This window comes from Acinetobacter sp. YH01006 (assembly GCF_013420445.1).
GTDB classification, from domain to species: domain Bacteria; phylum Pseudomonadota; class Gammaproteobacteria; order Pseudomonadales; family Moraxellaceae; genus Acinetobacter; species Acinetobacter pseudolwoffii.
This window is the reverse complement of record NZ_VOYB01000012.1, coordinates 73,760-92,465: the sequence shown is the minus strand read 5'-3', so window position 1 is coordinate 92,465 and position 18,706 is coordinate 73,760. Positions and strand designations below refer to the sequence as shown.

At 44.4% G+C, this 18,706-nt stretch carries 17 protein-coding genes; 13 read left to right on the top strand and 4 right to left on the bottom strand.

The annotated features are described in order from the left end of the window. The first annotated feature begins 304 nt into the window (after positions 1-304). A complete protein-coding gene (locus FTT73_RS11365; protein ID WP_005096948.1) occupies positions 305-616 on the top strand; it encodes a hypothetical protein in 312 nt (103 codons plus the stop codon). A 150-nt stretch (positions 617-766) separates the two neighbouring features. On the opposite strand, the gene FTT73_RS11360 is transcribed toward FTT73_RS11365, so the two are convergent. Next, complete coding sequence (locus FTT73_RS11360) at positions 767-2,404, bottom strand: long-chain-fatty-acid--CoA ligase (protein WP_180191448.1); 1,638 nt, start codon at positions 2,402-2,404, stop codon at positions 767-769. Between the two features lie 378 nt (positions 2,405-2,782). Here FTT73_RS11360 and FTT73_RS11355 point away from each other — a divergent pair, with 378 nt between their 5' ends. Further along, positions 2,783-4,204: a PLP-dependent aminotransferase family protein gene (locus FTT73_RS11355; RefSeq protein ID WP_180191447.1), complete on the top strand. Its 1,422-nt coding sequence runs from the start codon at positions 2,783-2,785 to the stop codon at positions 4,202-4,204. A gap of 48 nt (positions 4,205-4,252) precedes the next feature. Here the strand turns inward: FTT73_RS11355 and FTT73_RS11350 are convergent, their stop codons facing one another. The 3 genes from FTT73_RS11350 to FTT73_RS11340 form a co-directional block, all read right to left on the bottom strand. Then, the gene (locus FTT73_RS11350) at positions 4,253-5,578 is read right to left on the bottom strand and encodes a DcaP family trimeric outer membrane transporter (protein WP_180191446.1); all 1,326 of its coding nucleotides are present in this window, start codon (positions 5,576-5,578) and stop codon (positions 4,253-4,255) included. A 108-nt stretch (positions 5,579-5,686) separates the two neighbouring features. Beyond that, positions 5,687-7,060 carry an aromatic acid/H+ symport family MFS transporter gene (locus FTT73_RS11345; RefSeq protein WP_180191445.1) on the bottom strand — a complete coding sequence of 458 codons (1,374 nt, stop codon included), beginning with the start codon at positions 7,058-7,060 and terminating at the stop codon, positions 5,687-5,689. Positions 7,061-7,289: 229 nt separating this feature from the next. Beyond that, positions 7,290-8,201 carry a LysR family transcriptional regulator gene (locus tag FTT73_RS11340; RefSeq protein WP_180191444.1) on the bottom strand — a complete coding sequence of 304 codons (912 nt, stop codon included), beginning with the start codon at positions 8,199-8,201 and terminating at the stop codon, positions 7,290-7,292. A gap of 115 nt (positions 8,202-8,316) precedes the next feature. On the opposite strand from FTT73_RS11340, the gene FTT73_RS11335 reads away from it, so the two are divergent. The 11 genes from FTT73_RS11335 (at position 8,317) to pcaF (ending at position 18,666) form a co-directional block, all read left to right on the top strand. Then, complete coding sequence (locus FTT73_RS11335; RefSeq protein WP_180077830.1) at positions 8,317-9,426, top strand: muconate/chloromuconate family cycloisomerase; 1,110 nt, start codon at positions 8,317-8,319, stop codon at positions 9,424-9,426. A 13-nt stretch (positions 9,427-9,439) separates the two neighbouring features. Then, positions 9,440-9,730 carry a muconolactone Delta-isomerase gene (gene catC, locus FTT73_RS11330; RefSeq protein ID WP_004647036.1) on the top strand — a complete coding sequence of 97 codons (291 nt, stop codon included), beginning with the start codon at positions 9,440-9,442 and terminating at the stop codon, positions 9,728-9,730. A 154-nt stretch (positions 9,731-9,884) separates the two neighbouring features. Beyond that, a complete protein-coding gene (catA, locus tag FTT73_RS11325; protein WP_180191443.1) occupies positions 9,885-10,805 on the top strand; it encodes a catechol 1,2-dioxygenase in 921 nt (306 codons plus the stop codon). A gap of 74 nt (positions 10,806-10,879) precedes the next feature. Beyond that, on the top strand, positions 10,880-12,268 hold the full coding sequence (gene benA / locus FTT73_RS11320; RefSeq protein WP_074382752.1) for a benzoate 1,2-dioxygenase large subunit: 1,389 nt from the start codon (positions 10,880-10,882) through the stop codon (positions 12,266-12,268). Further along, on the top strand, positions 12,265-12,756 hold the full coding sequence (gene benB / locus FTT73_RS11315) for a benzoate 1,2-dioxygenase small subunit (protein ID WP_005170815.1): 492 nt from the start codon (positions 12,265-12,267) through the stop codon (positions 12,754-12,756). The genes benA and benB overlap by 4 nt, the downstream gene beginning before the upstream one ends. 90 nt (positions 12,757-12,846) lie before the next feature. Beyond that, on the top strand, positions 12,847-13,863 hold the full coding sequence (gene benC, locus FTT73_RS11310) for a benzoate 1,2-dioxygenase electron transfer component BenC (RefSeq protein WP_005170812.1): 1,017 nt from the start codon (positions 12,847-12,849) through the stop codon (positions 13,861-13,863). Positions 13,864-13,887: 24 nt separating this feature from the next. After that, a complete protein-coding gene (gene benD, locus FTT73_RS11305) occupies positions 13,888-14,673 on the top strand; it encodes a benzoate diol dehydrogenase BenD (RefSeq protein WP_180191442.1) in 786 nt (261 codons plus the stop codon). Positions 14,674-14,731: 58 nt separating this feature from the next. Further along, positions 14,732-15,946, top strand: coding sequence for a benzoate/H(+) symporter BenE (gene benE / locus FTT73_RS11300; protein WP_159515747.1), 1,215 nt, complete (start codon positions 14,732-14,734; stop codon positions 15,944-15,946). A gap of 43 nt (positions 15,947-15,989) precedes the next feature. Continuing rightward, entirely contained in the window at positions 15,990-16,661 is a 672-nt protein-coding gene (locus FTT73_RS11295) for a 3-oxoacid CoA-transferase subunit A (RefSeq protein WP_005096964.1), read from the top strand. A gap of 19 nt (positions 16,662-16,680) precedes the next feature. Then, positions 16,681-17,334, top strand: coding sequence for a 3-oxoacid CoA-transferase subunit B (locus FTT73_RS11290; RefSeq protein WP_159515746.1), 654 nt, complete (start codon positions 16,681-16,683; stop codon positions 17,332-17,334). Positions 17,335-17,460: 126 nt separating this feature from the next. After that, entirely contained in the window at positions 17,461-18,666 is a 1,206-nt protein-coding gene (gene pcaF, locus FTT73_RS11285; RefSeq protein ID WP_159515745.1) for a 3-oxoadipyl-CoA thiolase, read from the top strand. Positions 18,667-18,706: the final 40 nt, after the last annotated feature.

Genomic DNA, 18,706 nt, shown 5'->3' with positions numbered 1-18,706 from the left:
AAGTCGTTTGAATGATTTCTTCTTGGTCTACGTGCCATAAAATACTCCATATATTGATGTTTATAACATCATTTGAGGAGCAGAGTATCACTTATAGGAGTTGTTCAAATTTCCGGATCCATCTCTATATTAGCTTCTCTAATTATTGCTACGTTAGTTTTATTCTTTTTAGACAAATTCGTAAAGGGTAGTTTTTTAAAGAATAGTTGAAATGTATAGCAATATACCAACCATTCTTCTGACTCTATTTCCTGGCTGTGTTATTGGTTGTTTTTGATAAACTTAAAAGACAAAGAATTAGTCTATGAAAAAAATATTATATATCAGCATTTTATCTTTTGCACTAACCTCGGTATCTTTGTTTTATCAAAGATACATCCCTATTAATCGTATAGTGGTAGATCAAATTGAGGAAGTACATAGACTTGCAGGAGGATTTCCTTTTGTATTCTTAATTGATGGAGATTTTACATCACCTGCTAATAATATAAGTGTGTTATTTATTTTCTGGGATCAAGATGAATTTCTCTTTAACTATTTTCTTTTAAATTATTTATTTTGGTTAAGTGTTTTATTAGCTTTTTACTTTATGAAAAAGAAATTTAAGATTTTATAATTTTCTAAAACCAATGCCCTAAAACTCCATATATAACTTTAAAAATCAATGATATGAGTATTTATAAAAAGCCTATCCTCTCTAGAATAGGCTTTTCTTATGACAAAAGATATGTCATATATGGCTCAATCAAAATTTCATGTTGAGGCTCTAACCGACAGCCTGCTCTAAAAGAATATTCCCATAGAGTTCCCGCAAATCTTTTTTCAGCATCTTTCCAGTTCCACTTAGTGGAATTGAGTCTACAAAAACCACTCTGTCTGGAACCTGCCATTTAGCGACTTTATCAGCATAATAATCGAGTAGCTCTGTCTCACTCAGCTGACTGTCCGATTTTTTAATCGCAATCAATACCGGGCGCTCATCCCATTTAGGATGCTGGGCGGCAATTACGGCAGCCATCGCAATTTCCGGATGCCCCATGGCAATATTTTCCAGCTCCACCGATGAAATCCATTCTCCGCCAGACTTGATTAGATCTTTAGAACGGTCACTGAGTTTCATAAAGCCATCCTGATCCAGCGTAGCAATATCGCCGGTATCAAACCAGCCGTCAGCAGTCAAAGCTGATTCTTCCTTGCCGAAATAATGGCTGATGACCCAATGCCCTTTGACCTGTAAATTTCCTGTGGTCTGTCCATCACGTTCAATTTCGTGCGTCCCTTTTTCTGTATCAGTCAAACGTAGGTCAACCCCGAATGGCGGACGGCCTTGGGACAGCCGAATCTGTAATTTTTCTTCATCAGACAGATGCAAATGTTTGGTCTTGAGCTGATTTGCCGTACCCAGTGGGCTGATTTCCGTCATGCCCCAGGCATGGATCGTTTCACAATTAAACTGTTCTTTGAACGCTCTTAGCATGGCCGGTGGGCATGCCGATCCGCCCACTACATTCCGTTTTAGGCTTTCCAGTTTGGAACCTGACTGGTTTGCGGCTGCAATCAACCCCTGCCAGATGGTCGGTACGCCAAGTGCTACCGAAACCTGATAGGTATCAATCAGGTTGACCAGACTGGCGCCATCCAGACCCGGTCCAGGAAGGACCAGGGTACATCCCACCATCGCGGCAGCATACGGTGTTCCCCAAGCATTGACATGGAACATCGGCACGACCGGCAACATAATATCCCGAGCCGAGACATTTAATGAGTCAGGTAAAATGATGGCATAGCTATGTAATACCGTAGAGCGATGGCTAAACAGCACACCTTTAGGATTGCCCGTGGTTCCTGAGGTATAACACAGAGAGCTTGCTGAGTTTTCATCAAGTGTTGGCCACTCGAAATCTGCATTTTGGCCGGCAATCAGATCATCATAAAATTGTACTTCTGGTATCGCTTCTCTGACTGCCGGATCCGCCGCATCCAGACAGATAAAATGCTCGACCGAGGTCAACAGCGCTTTCACGGCTTTAATTAAAGGGACAAATGTTTTATCGAACAGCACCACGCGATCCGCAGCATCATTCATAATAAAAATCAGCTGTTCCGGAAATAAGCGCGGGTTAATGGTATGACAGACCAGGCCGCTGCCAGAAATGGCATACCAGGACTCTAAATGGCGATGATTATTCCAGGCAATAGTCGCGACCCGATCTCCCTGCGCCAAGCCGAGTTGTTGTAATGCATTGGCAAAACGTTTCGAGTTTTGGTGAATTTCTCCCCAATTGGTCACTGTAATAGTGGTATCGGTATTTTTGGAAATTACCTCGGTATCGGCATGATAGCGTCCTGCATGTTCAATCATGCTGCTGATCAGTAAAGGCTGAAACATCATATTTCCGAGCATTCTCCACTCCTTTGTGCTTGTTATTGGTCCGTATTTTCGTATCGTTGTTATAGTTGCATGATGGCTCGGTCTGAAACCGTAACTTACTTTTTATCATCATGTGGATCGAATTTAGCAAGGAAATCTAACTTTGTAAGTATCGAATTGTGACAAATTAAGCCAAGTGACTGAGGCGTATAAAAATGGGAATACAATTTATGTAGAGATAAAATTTCCACAGAAAATCTGAGACCTGATTTTCACTTTAGTTGTAGTGCATCAAGACTCAAGCTTAAAAATAGAATGACAATAAGCCTAGTCCTCCCTTTTGTTATATTAAGCATCTTAAAATATGTTATAAATCAAAATAATTAGAACAGTTATAGTTCAAGAAAGTGTATGTATAAGTCTGAAAAACTGGCACAGAATATCCGTCAGATGATTGAAAATGGCGTATGGAAGGCACATGAAAAATTGCCTTCACTTCGCGAACAGACCCAATTATCTGGTTATAGCCTGATGACGGTACTCAATGCTTATCAGGAACTTGAAGCACAAGGTCTGGTCTATGCCAAAGACAAATCAGGCTATTACGTTGCAGAACACACTCAAGCGCTGCTCAATAGCAAACAGTCCGCCCAGATTGGTTTAAATCCTAAAATTCAAATCAACTCAGTGGTATTTAATTATTTAAAATCGACTCAGTCAGCCGAAATTGTGCCTTTTGGGTCTGCCTTTCCCAATGCAGAGCTGTTATATAACGCTAAATTTATGCAGATTTTGGCACAGCAGGCCAAAAGAAAAAGCAGCTATAACAACCAGAATCACATGCCGCCCGGTAATCAGGACTTGCGACAACTGATTGCCAACCGTTATCAATTGCAAGGTATTAGTTGTAATCCGGATGACATTGTCATTACATCAGGTGCACTAGAAGCACTAAACCTTTCCTTACAGGCCTTAACCCAACCTGGTGATTTTATCCTGTTACAGCAAACTATATTTTATGGGGCTTGGCAGGCAGCCGAGCGTCTGGGATTACAGGTAATTACCATCCTGGAACATCCACAGTTTGGTTTTGATCTCGAATCATTTGAGCAGGCTTTGAAACAGTATCCGATCAAGGTGTGCTGGCTGATGCTGAATGCCCATAATCCGATTGGTTTTACCGTCAGTTCTGAAATCAAACAGAGAATTGCGGAGCTTTTGCATGAATATCAGGTGTATTTAATCGAAGATGATGTTTATCAGGAATTAAATTATGGTGCAGCCAAGCCCTTACCAGTTAAATATTTTGATCAACATCAAATGGTACTGCACTGTGCTTCATTTTCCAAAACACTGGGAATGGGCGCACGCGTCGGTTGGGTATATGCCGGCCCATTTTCCGATGCCATTCAGCACTTACAGCTCATGAGCACTTTAACGGTCAGTCCCTTACTTCAAAATGCGCTGGTCGAATTTATTTCACATCATCATTATGAAAAACATTTACGCCATTTAAGGCAGCATCTGGAAAAATATAAAAAGAAATTTTATCAGGAACTCAAAGCGCGTTTAGGCGCCGTCTGTGAAATTTATTATTATTCCAGTGGTTATTTTCTCTGGATTGAGTTGCCCAAAGAAGTCGATGCCCAACAGCTCTATGAACAATTGCTTCAACAGCATATTTCAATTGCCCCTGCACTGCTGTTTAAGCCGGAGCCTGCCGGCCAACATTATATTCGCCTGAACTGTTCGTTTGAATGGACAGCCAAGATTGAAGATGCAGTCAATCTGCTGACAGAAACCATTCTCCAAAACAGCAAAAGCGCGGATTAATTCATCCACGCTTCTGTTACAGATCAGACTCTCTCATTGAAAGAAGTCTTAGAAGTTGTAAATCGCAACCGCATTGATTCGGTTGTCTTCACCTGTACGACCACTAATTGCTGCATCACCTGCCGTATTTAAAACTGGCCCATACGCTTCACGTTCACCATAGACATATTCCAGACCGAAACTTAAAGGCTTGGTTGGGCTATAGAAAACGTTAGCCCAAGCCTGCCAGAGATCCTTATTGGCTTTAGTTGGATCAACAGCATCCAAATAACCAGCATCCTGATCAAAACTCATATAGCCATAACCTAATGTACCGCGCAATTTGTCATTAAACTGCTGGGTAATACCTACTGTAATCGAGTCAAATTCACTTTGGTAAAGATTTCCACCTGCTGCAACAACACCTGTATTGGCAAAAGAAACAAAGCTGCTATCGCCTTTAACATGATAATAATCCGCTTTTAAAGTGGTACCCGGTACAACTTCATATTTTGTTCCCAGACCCACACCCCACGCCATTTCTTCATCTTCATTGATACGTTTTTCATGGCCCATGGCACGCGCACTAACGGTAAGATTATCAGCAAATTTATGATTTAACCGTGCTGTTAAAGCAGGTAGACGCTGCTTAATAGAACCATCTTTTGGATCTTCTACCGCCAGTACCAGATTGGTAGCCGGGCTGAAGGTGCTGGTATGACGAACTTGTGGAGTCCGTTTAATTGAACCGCCAGCATAAACCAGTGCATCTACAGTTTCTGGAATATAATCTGGTACCGCAAAGTTTGACCAGGTTTGACCAATTAACCAGTTGGCATAGCTGATATAAGCATGGCGGATACGTAAATTATCAAAGCTTGCACCGCCCAGAAAGTCTACTTCAACTTTACCACTCAGGGCTTTGTCCCCAGCGCCGACAGGTGCTTTGAAGTCCATTCCTAAGCGGGTAGCAGAAAGTGTTGATCTTAAACGATCACTATTTTCATTATTTCCTTCTAATGCCACAGCATTAATATGGTTGTATGGCAAATCTCGACTGGTTCCCTCTACCTGATAAGAGGCATCGGCTCGGACATTTCCGTAAAGATTAAATTCGGCACCACTGGCAATTTTCATGACAGGTTTGCTTGCTGGAGCGGGTGTTGCTGCAACATGTGCAGTGACCACAGCCGTCTGTCTTTGCTGTTGTTCAACCAGTGCGCGTAAGGCCTGAACTTCCTGGCGCAGTTGTTCAATTTCCTGCTGATTCGACTGAGTGGAGGTTTGTGCTTGAGTCGATAAGCTGATGCCCCCTAAACTCATTGCCATCATGCTCATCAGAACTGTGCGCTTGAATGTGATTGTTGGTTGATTAAATAATTGTGTCGTGTTCATCCTAAACTCGCTTTTTATTATGCGTTTCGATTCTAGCAACAGATTACCACCCGTTACGATGGCGATCTATATCATTGGGAATATTATCTTTATTGATTGAAATCTAACTTAATGTGTCGCTTCTTTTGCCAATGGATTCGGCTTTACGCTAGACGTTGCAAGGGCTTGGCCATCTACGGAAGTTTTTAAGTTCACCAGGAAAATTGCTAGCGCAGCGATTACGCCAGGAATCGCAATTGCAAAGAAGTTCATTTGATGCGGTAAATTCATGGTTAATAAAGCACCAGTGAGTACCGGTCCAACAATCGCACCAATACGTCCAATACCAGATGCCCAGCCCATACCGGTAGAACGTACCGTCGATGGATAATACTGCGCCACAAAGGTATAGAGCAGAATTTGTGAGCCAATTGTTGCAGCGCCTGCCACAGCAATCAAGGTATACAACACGAATTGCGGACTGTTAAAACCAAGCAGAATTAATGCAATGGCACCACATAAGAACATGATAGTTAGCACTTTTTTGATATGGAATTTATCTGCGAGATATCCACCACCAATGGCACCTACCATTCCACCAATATTCAAGGCGAACAGGAAGATCATACTTGCACCTAGCGAGTAACCTGCCTGAATCATCAGTTTAGGTAACCAGCTTCCCAAGGCATAGACCATTAATAGGCACATAAAGAACGCCAGCCAGAACATGAAGGTACTGAAGCTGCGACCTTGTTGAAATAGTGCTTTTAATGGGGCTTCATCGCCTTTTTGTACTTCATTCAGTACAAACTGGGTGTCACTGGTAATAACCTGTGTCGGAGATATTTTTTGAATAATATCATTTGCTTGTGCAGTCTGTTGCTTGTTGGTCAAGTACATCAGCGATTCTGGCAAGTATTTCCAAAGAATTGGCAAAAGTAACAGTGGAATACCGGCTAACAAGAACATGATTTTCCAGCCATATTGTGGCACCAGCCATGCACCTAACAGCGCAGAGGTCATACCGCCAATTGCATAGCCACTAAACATTAAGGCCACCAAAGTACTGCGGATACGCTTAGGCGCATATTCGGTCATCAAGGCCACCACGTTCGGCATAACCCCGCCAATCCCTAAGCCGGCAAGGAAACGTAAGATTCCGAATTCGACCGGTGATGTCGCAAAAGCACCGATGAATGTGAATCCACTAAAAATAGCCACGCACATCATGATGGTTTTTTTACGACCTAACTTATCGGACAAGGTTCCAAAAGTCATGGCACCAAACATCATGCCAAATAATGCGGTACTGGCCAGCATCCCGGCTTGCACTGTAGTTAATGACCATTCTTGCATCAACAGAGGCAAGGCGACCCCATAGATCACCAGATCATAGCCATCAAAAATAATGATCAGCAAACACCAGATCAGCACGCCCCAGTGAAAGGGCGTGAACTTTGCTTCATCAATCAGCGTATTTATATTCACTTTATTTGTAGACATCTCCACCTCCAGATTGTGAAGTTCAATTTATGAAAGCCACAATGAAGAAGATGCAGAATAATGTCCAAAACTGAATAGGCATGTCTTTATACCTATAAAGTCTGATTCAGGCTAAGCATTTAAATTAATTAAAAAATATATTATTGAATCGTGGAATATTTTTTAACATAGGCCGATAAACTTGCCAAGAGCTGCTGATTGCTGTGCCTCTTGAGATAATTGATTGGACTTAAAACACCGAACGATCATACTTTAATGCTTCAAGATCATAGACTTGATAGACAGCATCAAATAGGTAGTGGATATATTCACTTTCATCCATATTACGCATGGCCATAAATACAGGACTCACAGCAAATGCATCTGCTAAAGGTATAAAGTTGAGATGGGCCAATTTAATATTTTGTGCACTTTCCGGCGCGATACAAACACCCTCTCCCGCCGCTACAAAACCGAGTGCCAGCTGCAATTCGCGTACAATCCGCAGATTTTTAGGCTCTAATCCATACTCAGAAAATATGCCGCGCACCTGGGTGGCAAAATTAGCCTTTCCCGTATTCGGATATAAAAACAACTGCTGATCGACCAGTTCAGATAAATGCAGGCTCTCGCGTTGAGCAAGGACATGACTGGCATGTGCTGCCACCACCAAGCGCTCTTCACGCAACAACACTCGTTTTATGGCCGGATCCGAGATTCTTAAGCGGCCAAAACCGACATCTATACGGCCTTCTTTGAGGGCCTGAATCTGTTCATAAGTATTCATTTCCATCATCTCGATTTTGAGATAAGGATGCTGCTGTTTAAACAAAAACAGAATACGCGACAGTAAACCGAACAATAAAGAACCAACAAAACCGATGGTAATGGTGCGATCTGCAATGCCGATGCGCTTGGTCATCGACTTAATTTCTTCCGCATTAGACAAAAGTTTAACAGCGTGCTGATAGAAGAACTGACCTGCTTCTGTGGTCTTCAATGGACGGCTACCACGCTCAAATAACTGAATATCCAGCTCTGCTTCAAGGTTTTGGATCTGTCTGCTTAAAGGAGGCTGAGCAATAAATAGTTTTTCTGCCGCTTTAGTAAAACTTTGCTCTTCTACCACCGCAACAAAATAGCGTAAATGTCTAAGTTCCATGATCTAGAATACCTTTAAAGTATAAAAAAATGCTAAATCGATCTTAGACCAATCAACATTATTCTTTTAAGGTATATCAAATCGAAGCATTAAAGCAAGAATGTGAATCCGTATTATGTATAAGTCAGTTGAAACCTTGCTGGTAGAAATCCCGACCATTCGCCCTCACAAGATGGCTGTGGCGACGATGCAAACCCAGACCCTGGTCTTAGTTAAAATCACCACTGAAGATGGTTATATCGGTTGGGGTGAGGCAACGACGATCGGCGGCTTAGGTTATGGTGATGAAAGCCCGGAAAGCGTTAAAGTCAATATTGAAACTTATTTCGCCCCCCTTTTAAAGACATTATCCGGTTTAAATGTTGCACAAACATTACAAGCGATCAAAAAGAATATTAATGGTAACCGTTTTGCCAAATGCGCGATTCAGACTGCCCTGCTAGATATTCAGGCACAGCGCATGCAGCAGCCGCTCAGTGAAGTCTTAGGTGGCCGCTTACGTGACAGTATTCCAGTGCTTTGGGTCTTGGCTTCAGGCAATACAGAAAAAGATATTGCTGAAGCAGAAAAAATGATTGCAGCAAAACGCCATAACATTTTCAAACTCAAAATTGGTTCCCGTCCAGTTGAAGAAGATGTTGAGCATGTGCTGGCGATTAAAAAAGCCCTGGGCAAAGACATTTCGATTCGTGTGGATGTGAACCGTGCTTGGTCAGAATTAGACGCCATTAAAGGAATTCAGTTGCTGCAAGACGGCGGTGTTGATCTGATTGAGCAGCCATGTGCAATTGATAACCTGGATGCCATGCGCCGTCTGACCCGACGTTTTGATGTTGCCATCATGGCAGACGAATCGTTAATGGGCCCGCACTCAGCGTATGAGATTGCCAAACAAAACGGTTCATCTGTTTTTGCAGTGAAAGTTGCCCAGTCAGGTGGTCTGATCGAAGGTTGTGAAGTAGGCAAGATTGCCAAACTTGCAGGTATTGACCTGTACGGCGGCACCATGCTGGAAGGCCCGGTGGGCACGATTGCTTCGGCACATGTGTTCTCTACTTTTGAAAGTCTGGCGTTCGGTACCGAGCTGTTTGGTCCTTTGCTGCTGACTGAAGATATTTTAAAAACCCCACTCAACTATCAAAACTTTGAACTTGAGATTCCGAAAGGACCAGGTCTGGGGATTGAGTTGGATGAAAACAAGATTGACAACTTGCGTCGTCAGTAATCAGGAGAAACCCATGCTTTTCCACGTACGTATGGATGTAAACATTCCACGTGACCTGCCAGTTGAACAGGCAAACGAAATTAAGGCTGTTGAAAAAGCCTATTCGCAGGAATTGCAGCGTCAAGGCAAATGGCGTCATATCTGGCGCATCACGGGCCAGTACTCAAACATCAGTATTTTTGATGTTGAAAGCAATGAAGAGTTGCACAACCTGTTACAAGGCTTGCCGCTCTATCCTTATATGAATATTGAAGTGATGGCATTAAACCGTCACCCATCTTCAGTTCGAGATGACGACAGTTGATTAAATGAGCGGATTGGGAGTCACCGGATTCCCCTTCCGAATCGAAAACAGAGGGTACCTCAACAAGGATTGTGGCCAGCCAGATTTAGCCAGCCAATGAAAGCTAAAAAAGTGCGCCACTAAAAGATGAAAGACATACTTTAGGAGCAATAGTATGAATCGCCAAGAAATTGATGCATTAGTTAAGCAAATGAACGTTGATACAGCGACAGGTCCTGTAGATGAACGTGTACAACAAGTTGTTGTGCGTTTATTGGGCGACCTTTTCCAGGCTATCGAAGATCTTGATATTTCCCAGTCAGAACTGTGGAAAGGCCTGGAATACTTTACTGATGCCGGTCAAGCGAACGAATTAGGTTTATTGGCTGCAGGTTTGGGTCTAGAGCATTACTTGGACCTACGTGCTGATGAAGCAGATGCAAAAGCAGGAATTAGCGGTGGTACACCACGTACCATTGAAGGCCCACTTTATGTCTCAGGTGCACCAGAGTCAGTTGGCTTTGCACGTATGGATGATGGTTCTGAATCAGACAAAATCCCAACGTTGATCATTGAAGGGACAGTGACGGATACTGAAGGCAATATCATCGAAGGCGCTAAAGTTGAAATTTGGCATGCCAACAGCCTAGGGAACTATTCATTCTTTGATAAGTCACAGTCTGATTTCAACTTACGTCGCTCTATCTTCAGTGACCAAGACGGCAAATACGTTGCACTCACAACAATGCCGGTCGGTTATGGCTGCCCTCCAGAAGGTACAACTCAGTTTGTACTGGACAAATTAGGCCGTCACGGTAACCGTCCATCGCATGTGCATTACTTCGTATCTGCACCGGGCTACCGCAAGCTGACCACTCAATTCAACATCGAAGGCGACCAGTACCTGTGGGATGACTTTGCATTCGCAACCCGTGAAGGCCTGGTGGCAACTGCGGTGGATGTGACTGATGAAGCTGAAATTTCAAAACGTGGCTTAAAAGGTCCTTTCAAACACATCCAGTTCGATATTGAACTTGTAAAAGAACAAGCTGCTGCACCAACGACTGAAGTTGATCGTCGCCGCGCTAGCGCTTAATACAACTATAGAAGCGGGGTATGTTTCAAAGATATATCCCGCTGACTTCCCCCCAGGAAAGTCGGAGAAAGGACATGCCTCGTATTCCCGTAATTAACACCAGCCATTTAGATCGCATTGACGAATTACTGGTGGATGATTTTGAATCTGGTGAATTTAAACTGCACCGTTCAGTATTCACAGATCAAGCCCTGTTTGACCTGGAGATGAAATACATCTTTGAAAGCAACTGGGTTTATCTGGCACATGAAAGCCAGATTCCAAACAACAACGATTTCTATACCACTTATATGGGCCGTCAACCCATTATCATTGCACGTAACCGTCAAGGTGAACTGAATGCAATGATTAATGCCTGTTCGCATCGCGGTGCACAGTTGTGCCGTAACAAGAAGGGCAATAAAGCGACCTATACTTGCCCCTTCCATGGCTGGACGTTCAATAACTCCGGTAAGTTATTAAAAGTTAAAGACCCGGCTGAGGCAGGTTATTCAGACTGTTTTAATAAAGATGGTTCACATGACCTGAAAAAAGTAGCGCGCTTTGAAAACTATAAAGGCTTCCTGTTTGGTAGTTTGAATCCGGATGTCCCTTCTCTGGAAGAATACCTGGGTGAAGCAACCAAAATCATTGACATGATCGTGGGTCAGTCTGAGCAAGGTCTGGAAGTATTACGTGGTTCTTCAACTTATACTTATGAAGGCAACTGGAAGTTGACTGCTGAAAACGGTGCCGATGGTTATCACGTGTCTGCTGTACACTGGAACTATGCTGCCACGACCCAGCAACGTAAAGAAAAAGAAGCGGGTGACAATATCCGTGCCATGAGCGCAGGCTCATGGGGCAAACAAGGCGGTGGTTCTTACGGCTTTGAACATGGTCACATGCTACTTTGGACGCAATGGGCGAACCCGGAAGACCGCCCTAACTTTGCCAAGAAAGATGAATACACCGAGCAATATGGCGAAGCCATGGCGAAATGGATGATCGAACGTTCACGTAACCTGTGTATCTATCCAAACGTTTACTTCATGGATCAGTTCGGTTCACAAATTCGTGTACTGCGCCCGATTTCTGTCGATAAGACTGAAGTGACCATCTACTGTATCGCGCCTGTCGGTGAAGAGCCTGAAGCGCGTACACGTCGTATCCGTCAGTATGAGGATTTCTTTAACGCATCAGGTATGGCAACGCCAGACGATCTTGAAGAATTCCGTGCCTGTCAGGCCGGTTATGCCGGTATCGCGCTGGAATGGAACGATATGTGTCGCGGTTCTAAACACTGGATCCATGGTCCGGACGATGCAGCGAACGAAATCGGTTTAAAACCAAAACTGTCTGGTATTAAAACTGAAGATGAAGGTCTGTATCTGGCTCAGCATCAATACTGGTTAGAACTGATCAAGAAAGGTATTGCGTCCGAGAAAGAAATTGCAGCATCGACTGAAGGAGAAAACGCATGAGCGACATCACTTTAGAAAATATTGCGCAGTTCCTGTATCAGGAAGCACGCTTTTTAGATGATGAGCAATGGGATGACTGGTTAACTTGTTATGCCCCTACTGCGTCTTTCTGGATGCCAGCCTGGGATGATGACGACAAACTGACCACAGATCCACAGTCTGAAATCTCGTTGATTTACTACCCGGACCGTCAAGGACTGGAAGACCGTGTGTTCCGTATCAAGACTGAACGTTCGTCTGCAACCATGCCGGACACACGTACCTGCCATAACCTCAGCAATATTGAAATTGTAGAACGTGATGGTGACAAAGTGACTGTACGTTTTAACTGGAACACTTTGAGTTTCCGTTACAAAAACAGCTACAGCTACTTCGGTATGTCACGTTATGAAATCGACTTTTCAGGCGATAAACCACAAATTTTAAGCAAATACGTGGTACTGAAAAACGATTACATCAACCAGGTCATCGACATTTATCACCTCTAAGACTGTTCATACAGCCAGGTTAAGCCTTTCAGTCAGATGGAAAATTGACTGAAAGGCTCAGTTACAAAGATTTATATAGGATATTCAGCCATGTCAAACCACAATGTTGCGCTTCAATTTGAAGATGGCGTTACACGTTTTATTTCTGTTTCTGACGGAGAAACACTGTCAGACGCAGCTTACCGTCAAAAGATCAATATTCCTTTGGACTGCCGTGACGGTGCTTGTGGAACGTGTCGTGCGTTTTGTGAATCAGGTTCGTATGACATGCCTGAAGAAACTTATATTGAAGATGCATTAACGCCTGAAGAAGCCGCTGAAGGCTTTATTCTGGCTTGTCAATGTAAACCAACTTCAGATGCAGTATTCCAGATTCAGGCATCTTCTGAGGTCTGCAAAACTGAAATTCATGCCTTCCAGGGTACTTTGGCACGCGTAGAGAACTTATCTGACTCGACTATTACTTTTGATATTCAGTTAGACGAAGGTCAGGCAGACATTCACTTCCTTGCAGGTCAATATGTCAATGTCGGTATCCCGGGAACGACTGAAACCCGTTCTTATTCATTCAGTTCAAAACCAGGTAACCGTTTAACCGGGTTTGTGGTACGTAACGTGCCAAACGGTAAAATGAGTGAATTTTTAAGCGTCAATGCCAAAGCTGGCGACAAAATGACTTTCACGGGTCCATTTGGTAGCTTCTACCTGCGTAATGTGACCCGTCCAGTGCTGATGCTGGCGGGTGGTACAGGGATCGCGCCGTTTATGTCGATGCTGCAAGTCTTAGAAGAAAAAGGTTCAGAACATCCAGTGCGTCTGGTGTTTGGTGTGACCAATGATTTTGACCTGGTGGCGATTGAAAAACTAAATGAGCTGCAAGATAAATTCCCTTGGTTCGAATACCGTACTGTGATTGCGAATCCAGAATCTAATCATGAGCGTAAAGGCTATGTGACCGGTCATATCGAAAAAGAATGGCTCAATGCGGGTGATGTGGATATTTATCTGTGTGGTCCTGTGCCAATGGTTGAAGCAGTTCGCGGCTGGTTAGATGCTGAAGGCGTTAAACCTGCAAACTTCCTGTTTGAAAAATTCTCTGCAAACTAAGTTCAGACTGAACCGGAGAATAGAATGAACCGTGCAAAAAGATTTGAAAATAAAGTCGTGATCGTGACCGGTGCTGCCCAAGGCATCGGGCGCGGTGTAGCGCTGCAAGTGGCAAGCGAAGGCGCACAAGTCGTCATGGCGGATCTTTCCCCTTTTGTAGAGGAAGTTCTGGCTGAAATTGAAGCCACTGGCGGCGATGCGATTACTGTCAAAGCCAATCTGGAAACCTTTGCCGGCGCAGAATCTGTTGTCGCCAAAACGCTGCAAACTTATGGCCGTGTCGATGTCCTGATCAACAACGTTGGCGGCGCGATTTGGATGAAGCCTTTTGAAGAATTTTCTGAAGAGGAAATTATCAAGGAGGTGAACCGCTCACTGTTCCCAACGCTGTGGTGCTGCCGTGCAGTTCTTCCAGAAATGATTCAAAATCAGAAAGGTACAATTGTAAACGTATCTTCTATTGCCACACGAGGGATTAACCGTGTTCCATATTCAGCATCTAAAGGTGGTGTGAACGGTCTGACCGCTTCCCTTGCCTTTGAACATGCCAAAGATGGAATCCGTGTTAATGCGATCGCAACTGGCGGTACCGAAGCACCACCGCGTAAAGTGCCACGCAATGCCAATCCACTGACTGAGTCAGAAAAAGACTGGATGCAGCAAGTGGTTGATCAGACCATTGACCGTACTTTTATGGGTCGCTACGGTACGATTCAGGAACAAGTGAATGCAATTGTATTCCTGGCTTCGGATGAATCATCGTATATGACTGGTACTGTCGTACCGGTCGGTGGTGGTGATCAGGGCTAAGTCCTGATCATGACTTTTTTAACAGGATCATGGTTTGACGCAAGGAGGCACATCACCAATGAATAACCTGTTTCACAGTTTAAAAAATGATTGGTCAATTTCAGCGACTGTTGCAGGATTTTTAGCAGTGCTGATTTCCTATTCAGGTCCACTAATCATTTTTTTCCAGGCTGCTCAACAAGCCCAAGTTTCCCCAGACATGATGATTTCTTGGATTTGGGGCATTTCTATTGGTGCTGCACTTGCCGGTATTTTCTTATCGATTAAATACAAAATACCGGTGGTGACTGCCTGGTCTGCACCTGGAACGGCTTTATTAGTCACGCTTTTTCCTGATATTTCGCTCAATGAAGCGGTTGCTGCCTATATCACCTCTGCCGTGGTGATTTTTTTCATTGGGATCACCGGTTATTTCGACAAATTGCTGTCCTGGATTCCTCAGGAAGTGGCTGCCGGAATGATGGCCGGGATTTTATTGCAGTTTGGTTTAGGTCTGTTTACGGCAACCGATACCATGCCCTACATTGTGTTTGGCATGCTGGCAGTATTTTTACTGGCCAAGCGTTTCAGCCCACGCTATGCCATGGTTTGGGTATTGGTGGCAGGTGTGGTTTTAAGTCTGTTACTGGGTAAAATTAACCCGGTGAACGCTGATTTTAGCTTGGCGATTCCACAATTTATTGCCCCGGAATGGACCTGGAACTCTACCTTGAATCTGGCACTACCGTTGATTTTAGTCAGTCTTTCTGGCCAGTTTTTACCAGGCATGAGCATTATCAAGCTCAGCGGTTATGACATGCCGGCCAAACCTATTATTAGTGTGACCAGTATTGCTTCGCTTGCGGTGGCCTGTGTAGGCGGTATTACCATTGTACTGGCCTCAATCACGGCTGCTTTATGTTTGGGTAAAGACGCACATGAGCTGAAAGAAAAACGTTATATCGCCGGTATCGCGAATGGGATTTTCTATATTTTAGGCGGTTTATTTGCCGGCAGCATCGTCATGCTCTTTAGCCTGATGCCTAAAGAATTAATTGCGGCTCTGGCCGGACTGGCATTGCTCGGTGCAATTGCCACCAATATTTCCGTTGCAATGGGCAAAGAATCACAACGTGATGCTGCCCTGATCACATTTTTGGCGACTGCATCTGGTATGCAGTTCCTTGGACTGAGCTCAGTCTTTTGGGGGATTTGTATTGGTTTGGTGGCGCACTTTGTATTGTCACAAAAAGACCGTAACGCTGTTTCGCTTGCAGCATCAGATTCAAAATGAGTTTAAAGACATCCATAAGTTTAGGATATGAAAGGACCAGATTATGATAGATAAAAGTTCATTATCATTGAAAGAAGCACTCTCCCAGATCAAAGATGGTTCAACCATCATGATTGGTGGTTTCGGTACAGCGGGTCAGCCTGCTGAACTGATTGATGGTCTGATCGAATTGGGTATCAAAGACTTAATTATCGTCAATAATAATGCCGGCAATGGCGACTACGGTTTGGCGAAACTGCTGAAAGCCGGGGCTGTACGTAAAATCATTTGCTCTTTCCCGCGTCAGTCGGATTCCTGGGTATTCGATGAACTTTACCGTGCAGGTAAGATCGAACTGGAACTGGTGCCGCAAGGTAATCTGGCTTGCCGTATTCAGGCCGCAGGTATGGGCTTAGGTCCAATCTACACGCCTACCGGTTTTGGTACCTTGCTGGCTGAAGGCAAACCGACTTTAAATTACGAAGGCAAAGACTTCGTTTTAGAAAATCCAATTAAAGCAGATTTTGCTTTGATCAAAGCCTCTAAAGGCGACCGTTGGGGCAATCTGGTATATCGCAAATCTGCCCGTAACTTTGGCCCGATCATGGCGATGGCCGCAGATATCACCATTGCTCAGGTGTCTGAAGTCGTGGAACTCGGTGCACTGGATCCAGAGCACATCATTACCCCTGGAATTTTTGTTCAACACGTTGTTCAAGTTAAACCTGCACAATAATTGGCATCGGAGATAAATAATGAGCTATAGCAAACTGACCCGTGACCAGATCGCTGAACGTGTGGCACAAGACATTCCTGATGGTGCTTATGTCAACCTGGGCATCGGCTTGCCAACCAAAATTTCCAGCTACCTGCCTTCAGATAAAGATGTATTCCTGCATTCTGAAAATGGCCTGTTGGCTTTTGGTCCTCCTCCTGCTGAAGAAGACCGTGATCCAGAGCTGATCAATGCTGGTAAAGAATTCGTAACCTTACTGGAAGGGGGCTCATTCTTCCATCATGGTGATTCCTTCGCGATGATGCGTGGCGGTCATTTAGACATCGCGGTATTGGGTGCCTTCCAGATTGCTGAAAATGGTGATCTGGCCAACTGGCATACTGGCGCACCGGATGCGATTCCGGCTGTGGGCGGTGCAATGGATTTGGCTGTGGGTGCCAAGAAAGTCTTTATTACCACCGATCACGTCACGAAGAAAGGCGAGCCAAAAATTGTGGCTGAACTGTCTTATCCGGCGACTGGTTTGAAATGTGTGGATCGTATCTATACCGACCTGTGTGTGATTGATATCACCAGCGAAGGCATGAAAGTGATTGAGAAAGTCGAAGGTCTGTCATTCGAAGAATTGCAGTCATTGACTGGCGCCAAGCTGATTGATGCGACTCAAAACTAATTCATAAATCCTCCCTAAATCCCTCCTTTATTAAAGGAGGGACTTTCACCCTTTAAATTCCGGGAAAAACGCCTCCCTTTAGTAAAGGGAGGTTGGGAGGGATTCAAAGATTTGGAAAGTAAAAACATGAAAAACGCATATATTATCGATGCCATCCGTACCCCATTCGGCCGTTATGCCGGTGGCCTCGCTCCTGTTCGTACTGATGATCTCGGTGCACTTCCAATCAAAGCCTTAATAGAACGTAATCCATCGGTGAACTGGGAACAGGTCGATGATGTGATCTATGGCTGTGCCAACCAGGCCGGTGAAGATAACCGTAACGTTGGCCGTATGTCAGCGCTGCTTGCAGGTGTGCCTTATCAGGTGCCTGCAACCACAGTCAACCGCCTATGTGGTTCATCGCTAGATACTATCTCCATGGCTGCGCGTGCGATTAAAGTGGGTGAAGCCCATCTGATTATTGCCGGTGGTGTCGAGTCAATGTCTCGTGCACCCTTTGTCATGGGTAAATCAGAAACCGCCTATGGCCGTAGTCAGAAAATCGAAGATACCACCATGGGCTGGCGTTTCATTAACCCGAAACTCAAAGACATGTACGGTGTAGAAACCATGCCGCAAACGGCTGAAAATGTCGCTGAACAGTTCGGGATTAACCGTGAAGATCAGGATAAATTTGCCCTGAGCAGCCAGCAACGTACAGCAGCAGCACAAGCCAAGGGTTTCTTTGATAAAGAAATCATTCCGGTGGTGATTCCACAACGTAAAGGCGATCCGGTGGTCGTAGATAAAGATGAACATCCACGTGCGTCTACCACTGCAGAAGCTCTGGCAAAACTAAAACCTGTGGTAAAAGCAGATGGTACAGTTACAGCCGGTAATGCTTCAGGCATTAACGATGGTGCTGCCGCCCTACTGATCGCGTCTGATGAAGCGATTGCGCAATACGGTTTAAAACCACGTGCCAAAATTATTGGCTCAACTGTTGTGGGTGTTGAGCCGCGCATCATGGGCTTTGGTCCGGCACCTGCCATCAAAAAGCTACTTGCTCAAACCGGCTTAACGCTAGAGCAGATGGATGTGATCGAACTGAATGAAGCTTTTGCGGCCCAAGCACTGGCATGTACCCGTGATCTAGGCATTGAAGACGGCTCAGAAAAAGTCAATCCGAACGGTGGCGCAATTGCATTGGGTCATCCACTCGGCGCCTCTGGTGCACGTCTGGTGACCACTGCCTTGAACCAGCTGGAACAAACTGGCGGTCAATATGCACTATGTTCAATGTGTATTGGTGTCGGTCAAGGTATTGCTTTGATTATCGAACGCGTCTAAAAGCACGATCACTTAATAAAAATTTCCCCTCCCTTTTTTA

Bases quoted from the DNA above. Each gene is read 5' to 3' on its own strand.
- FTT73_RS11365 (WP_005096948.1), top strand. From the start codon at position 305: ATGAAAAAAATATTATATATCAGCATTTTATCTTTTGCACTAACCTCG.
- FTT73_RS11360 (WP_180191448.1), bottom strand. From the start codon at position 2,404: ATGCTCGGAAATATGATGTTTCAGCCTTTACTGATCAGCAGCATGATT.
- FTT73_RS11355 (WP_180191447.1), top strand. From the start codon at position 2,783: ATGTATAAGTCTGAAAAACTGGCACAGAATATCCGTCAGATGATTGAA.
- FTT73_RS11350 (WP_180191446.1), bottom strand. From the start codon at position 5,578: ATGAACACGACACAATTATTTAATCAACCAACAATCACATTCAAGCGC.
- FTT73_RS11345 (WP_180191445.1), bottom strand. From the start codon at position 7,060: ATGTCTACAAATAAAGTGAATATAAATACGCTGATTGATGAAGCAAAG.
- FTT73_RS11340 (WP_180191444.1), bottom strand. From the start codon at position 8,201: ATGGAACTTAGACATTTACGCTATTTTGTTGCGGTGGTAGAAGAGCAA.
- FTT73_RS11335 (WP_180077830.1), top strand. From the start codon at position 8,317: ATGTATAAGTCAGTTGAAACCTTGCTGGTAGAAATCCCGACCATTCGC.
- catC (WP_004647036.1), top strand. From the start codon at position 9,440: ATGCTTTTCCACGTACGTATGGATGTAAACATTCCACGTGACCTGCCA.
- catA (WP_180191443.1), top strand. From the start codon at position 9,885: ATGAATCGCCAAGAAATTGATGCATTAGTTAAGCAAATGAACGTTGAT.
- benA (WP_074382752.1), top strand. From the start codon at position 10,880: ATGCCTCGTATTCCCGTAATTAACACCAGCCATTTAGATCGCATTGAC.
- benB (WP_005170815.1), top strand. From the start codon at position 12,265: ATGAGCGACATCACTTTAGAAAATATTGCGCAGTTCCTGTATCAGGAA.
- benC (WP_005170812.1), top strand. From the start codon at position 12,847: ATGTCAAACCACAATGTTGCGCTTCAATTTGAAGATGGCGTTACACGT.
- benD (WP_180191442.1), top strand. From the start codon at position 13,888: ATGAACCGTGCAAAAAGATTTGAAAATAAAGTCGTGATCGTGACCGGT.
- benE (WP_159515747.1), top strand. From the start codon at position 14,732: ATGAATAACCTGTTTCACAGTTTAAAAAATGATTGGTCAATTTCAGCG.
- FTT73_RS11295 (WP_005096964.1), top strand. From the start codon at position 15,990: ATGATAGATAAAAGTTCATTATCATTGAAAGAAGCACTCTCCCAGATC.
- FTT73_RS11290 (WP_159515746.1), top strand. From the start codon at position 16,681: ATGAGCTATAGCAAACTGACCCGTGACCAGATCGCTGAACGTGTGGCA.
- pcaF (WP_159515745.1), top strand. From the start codon at position 17,461: ATGAAAAACGCATATATTATCGATGCCATCCGTACCCCATTCGGCCGT.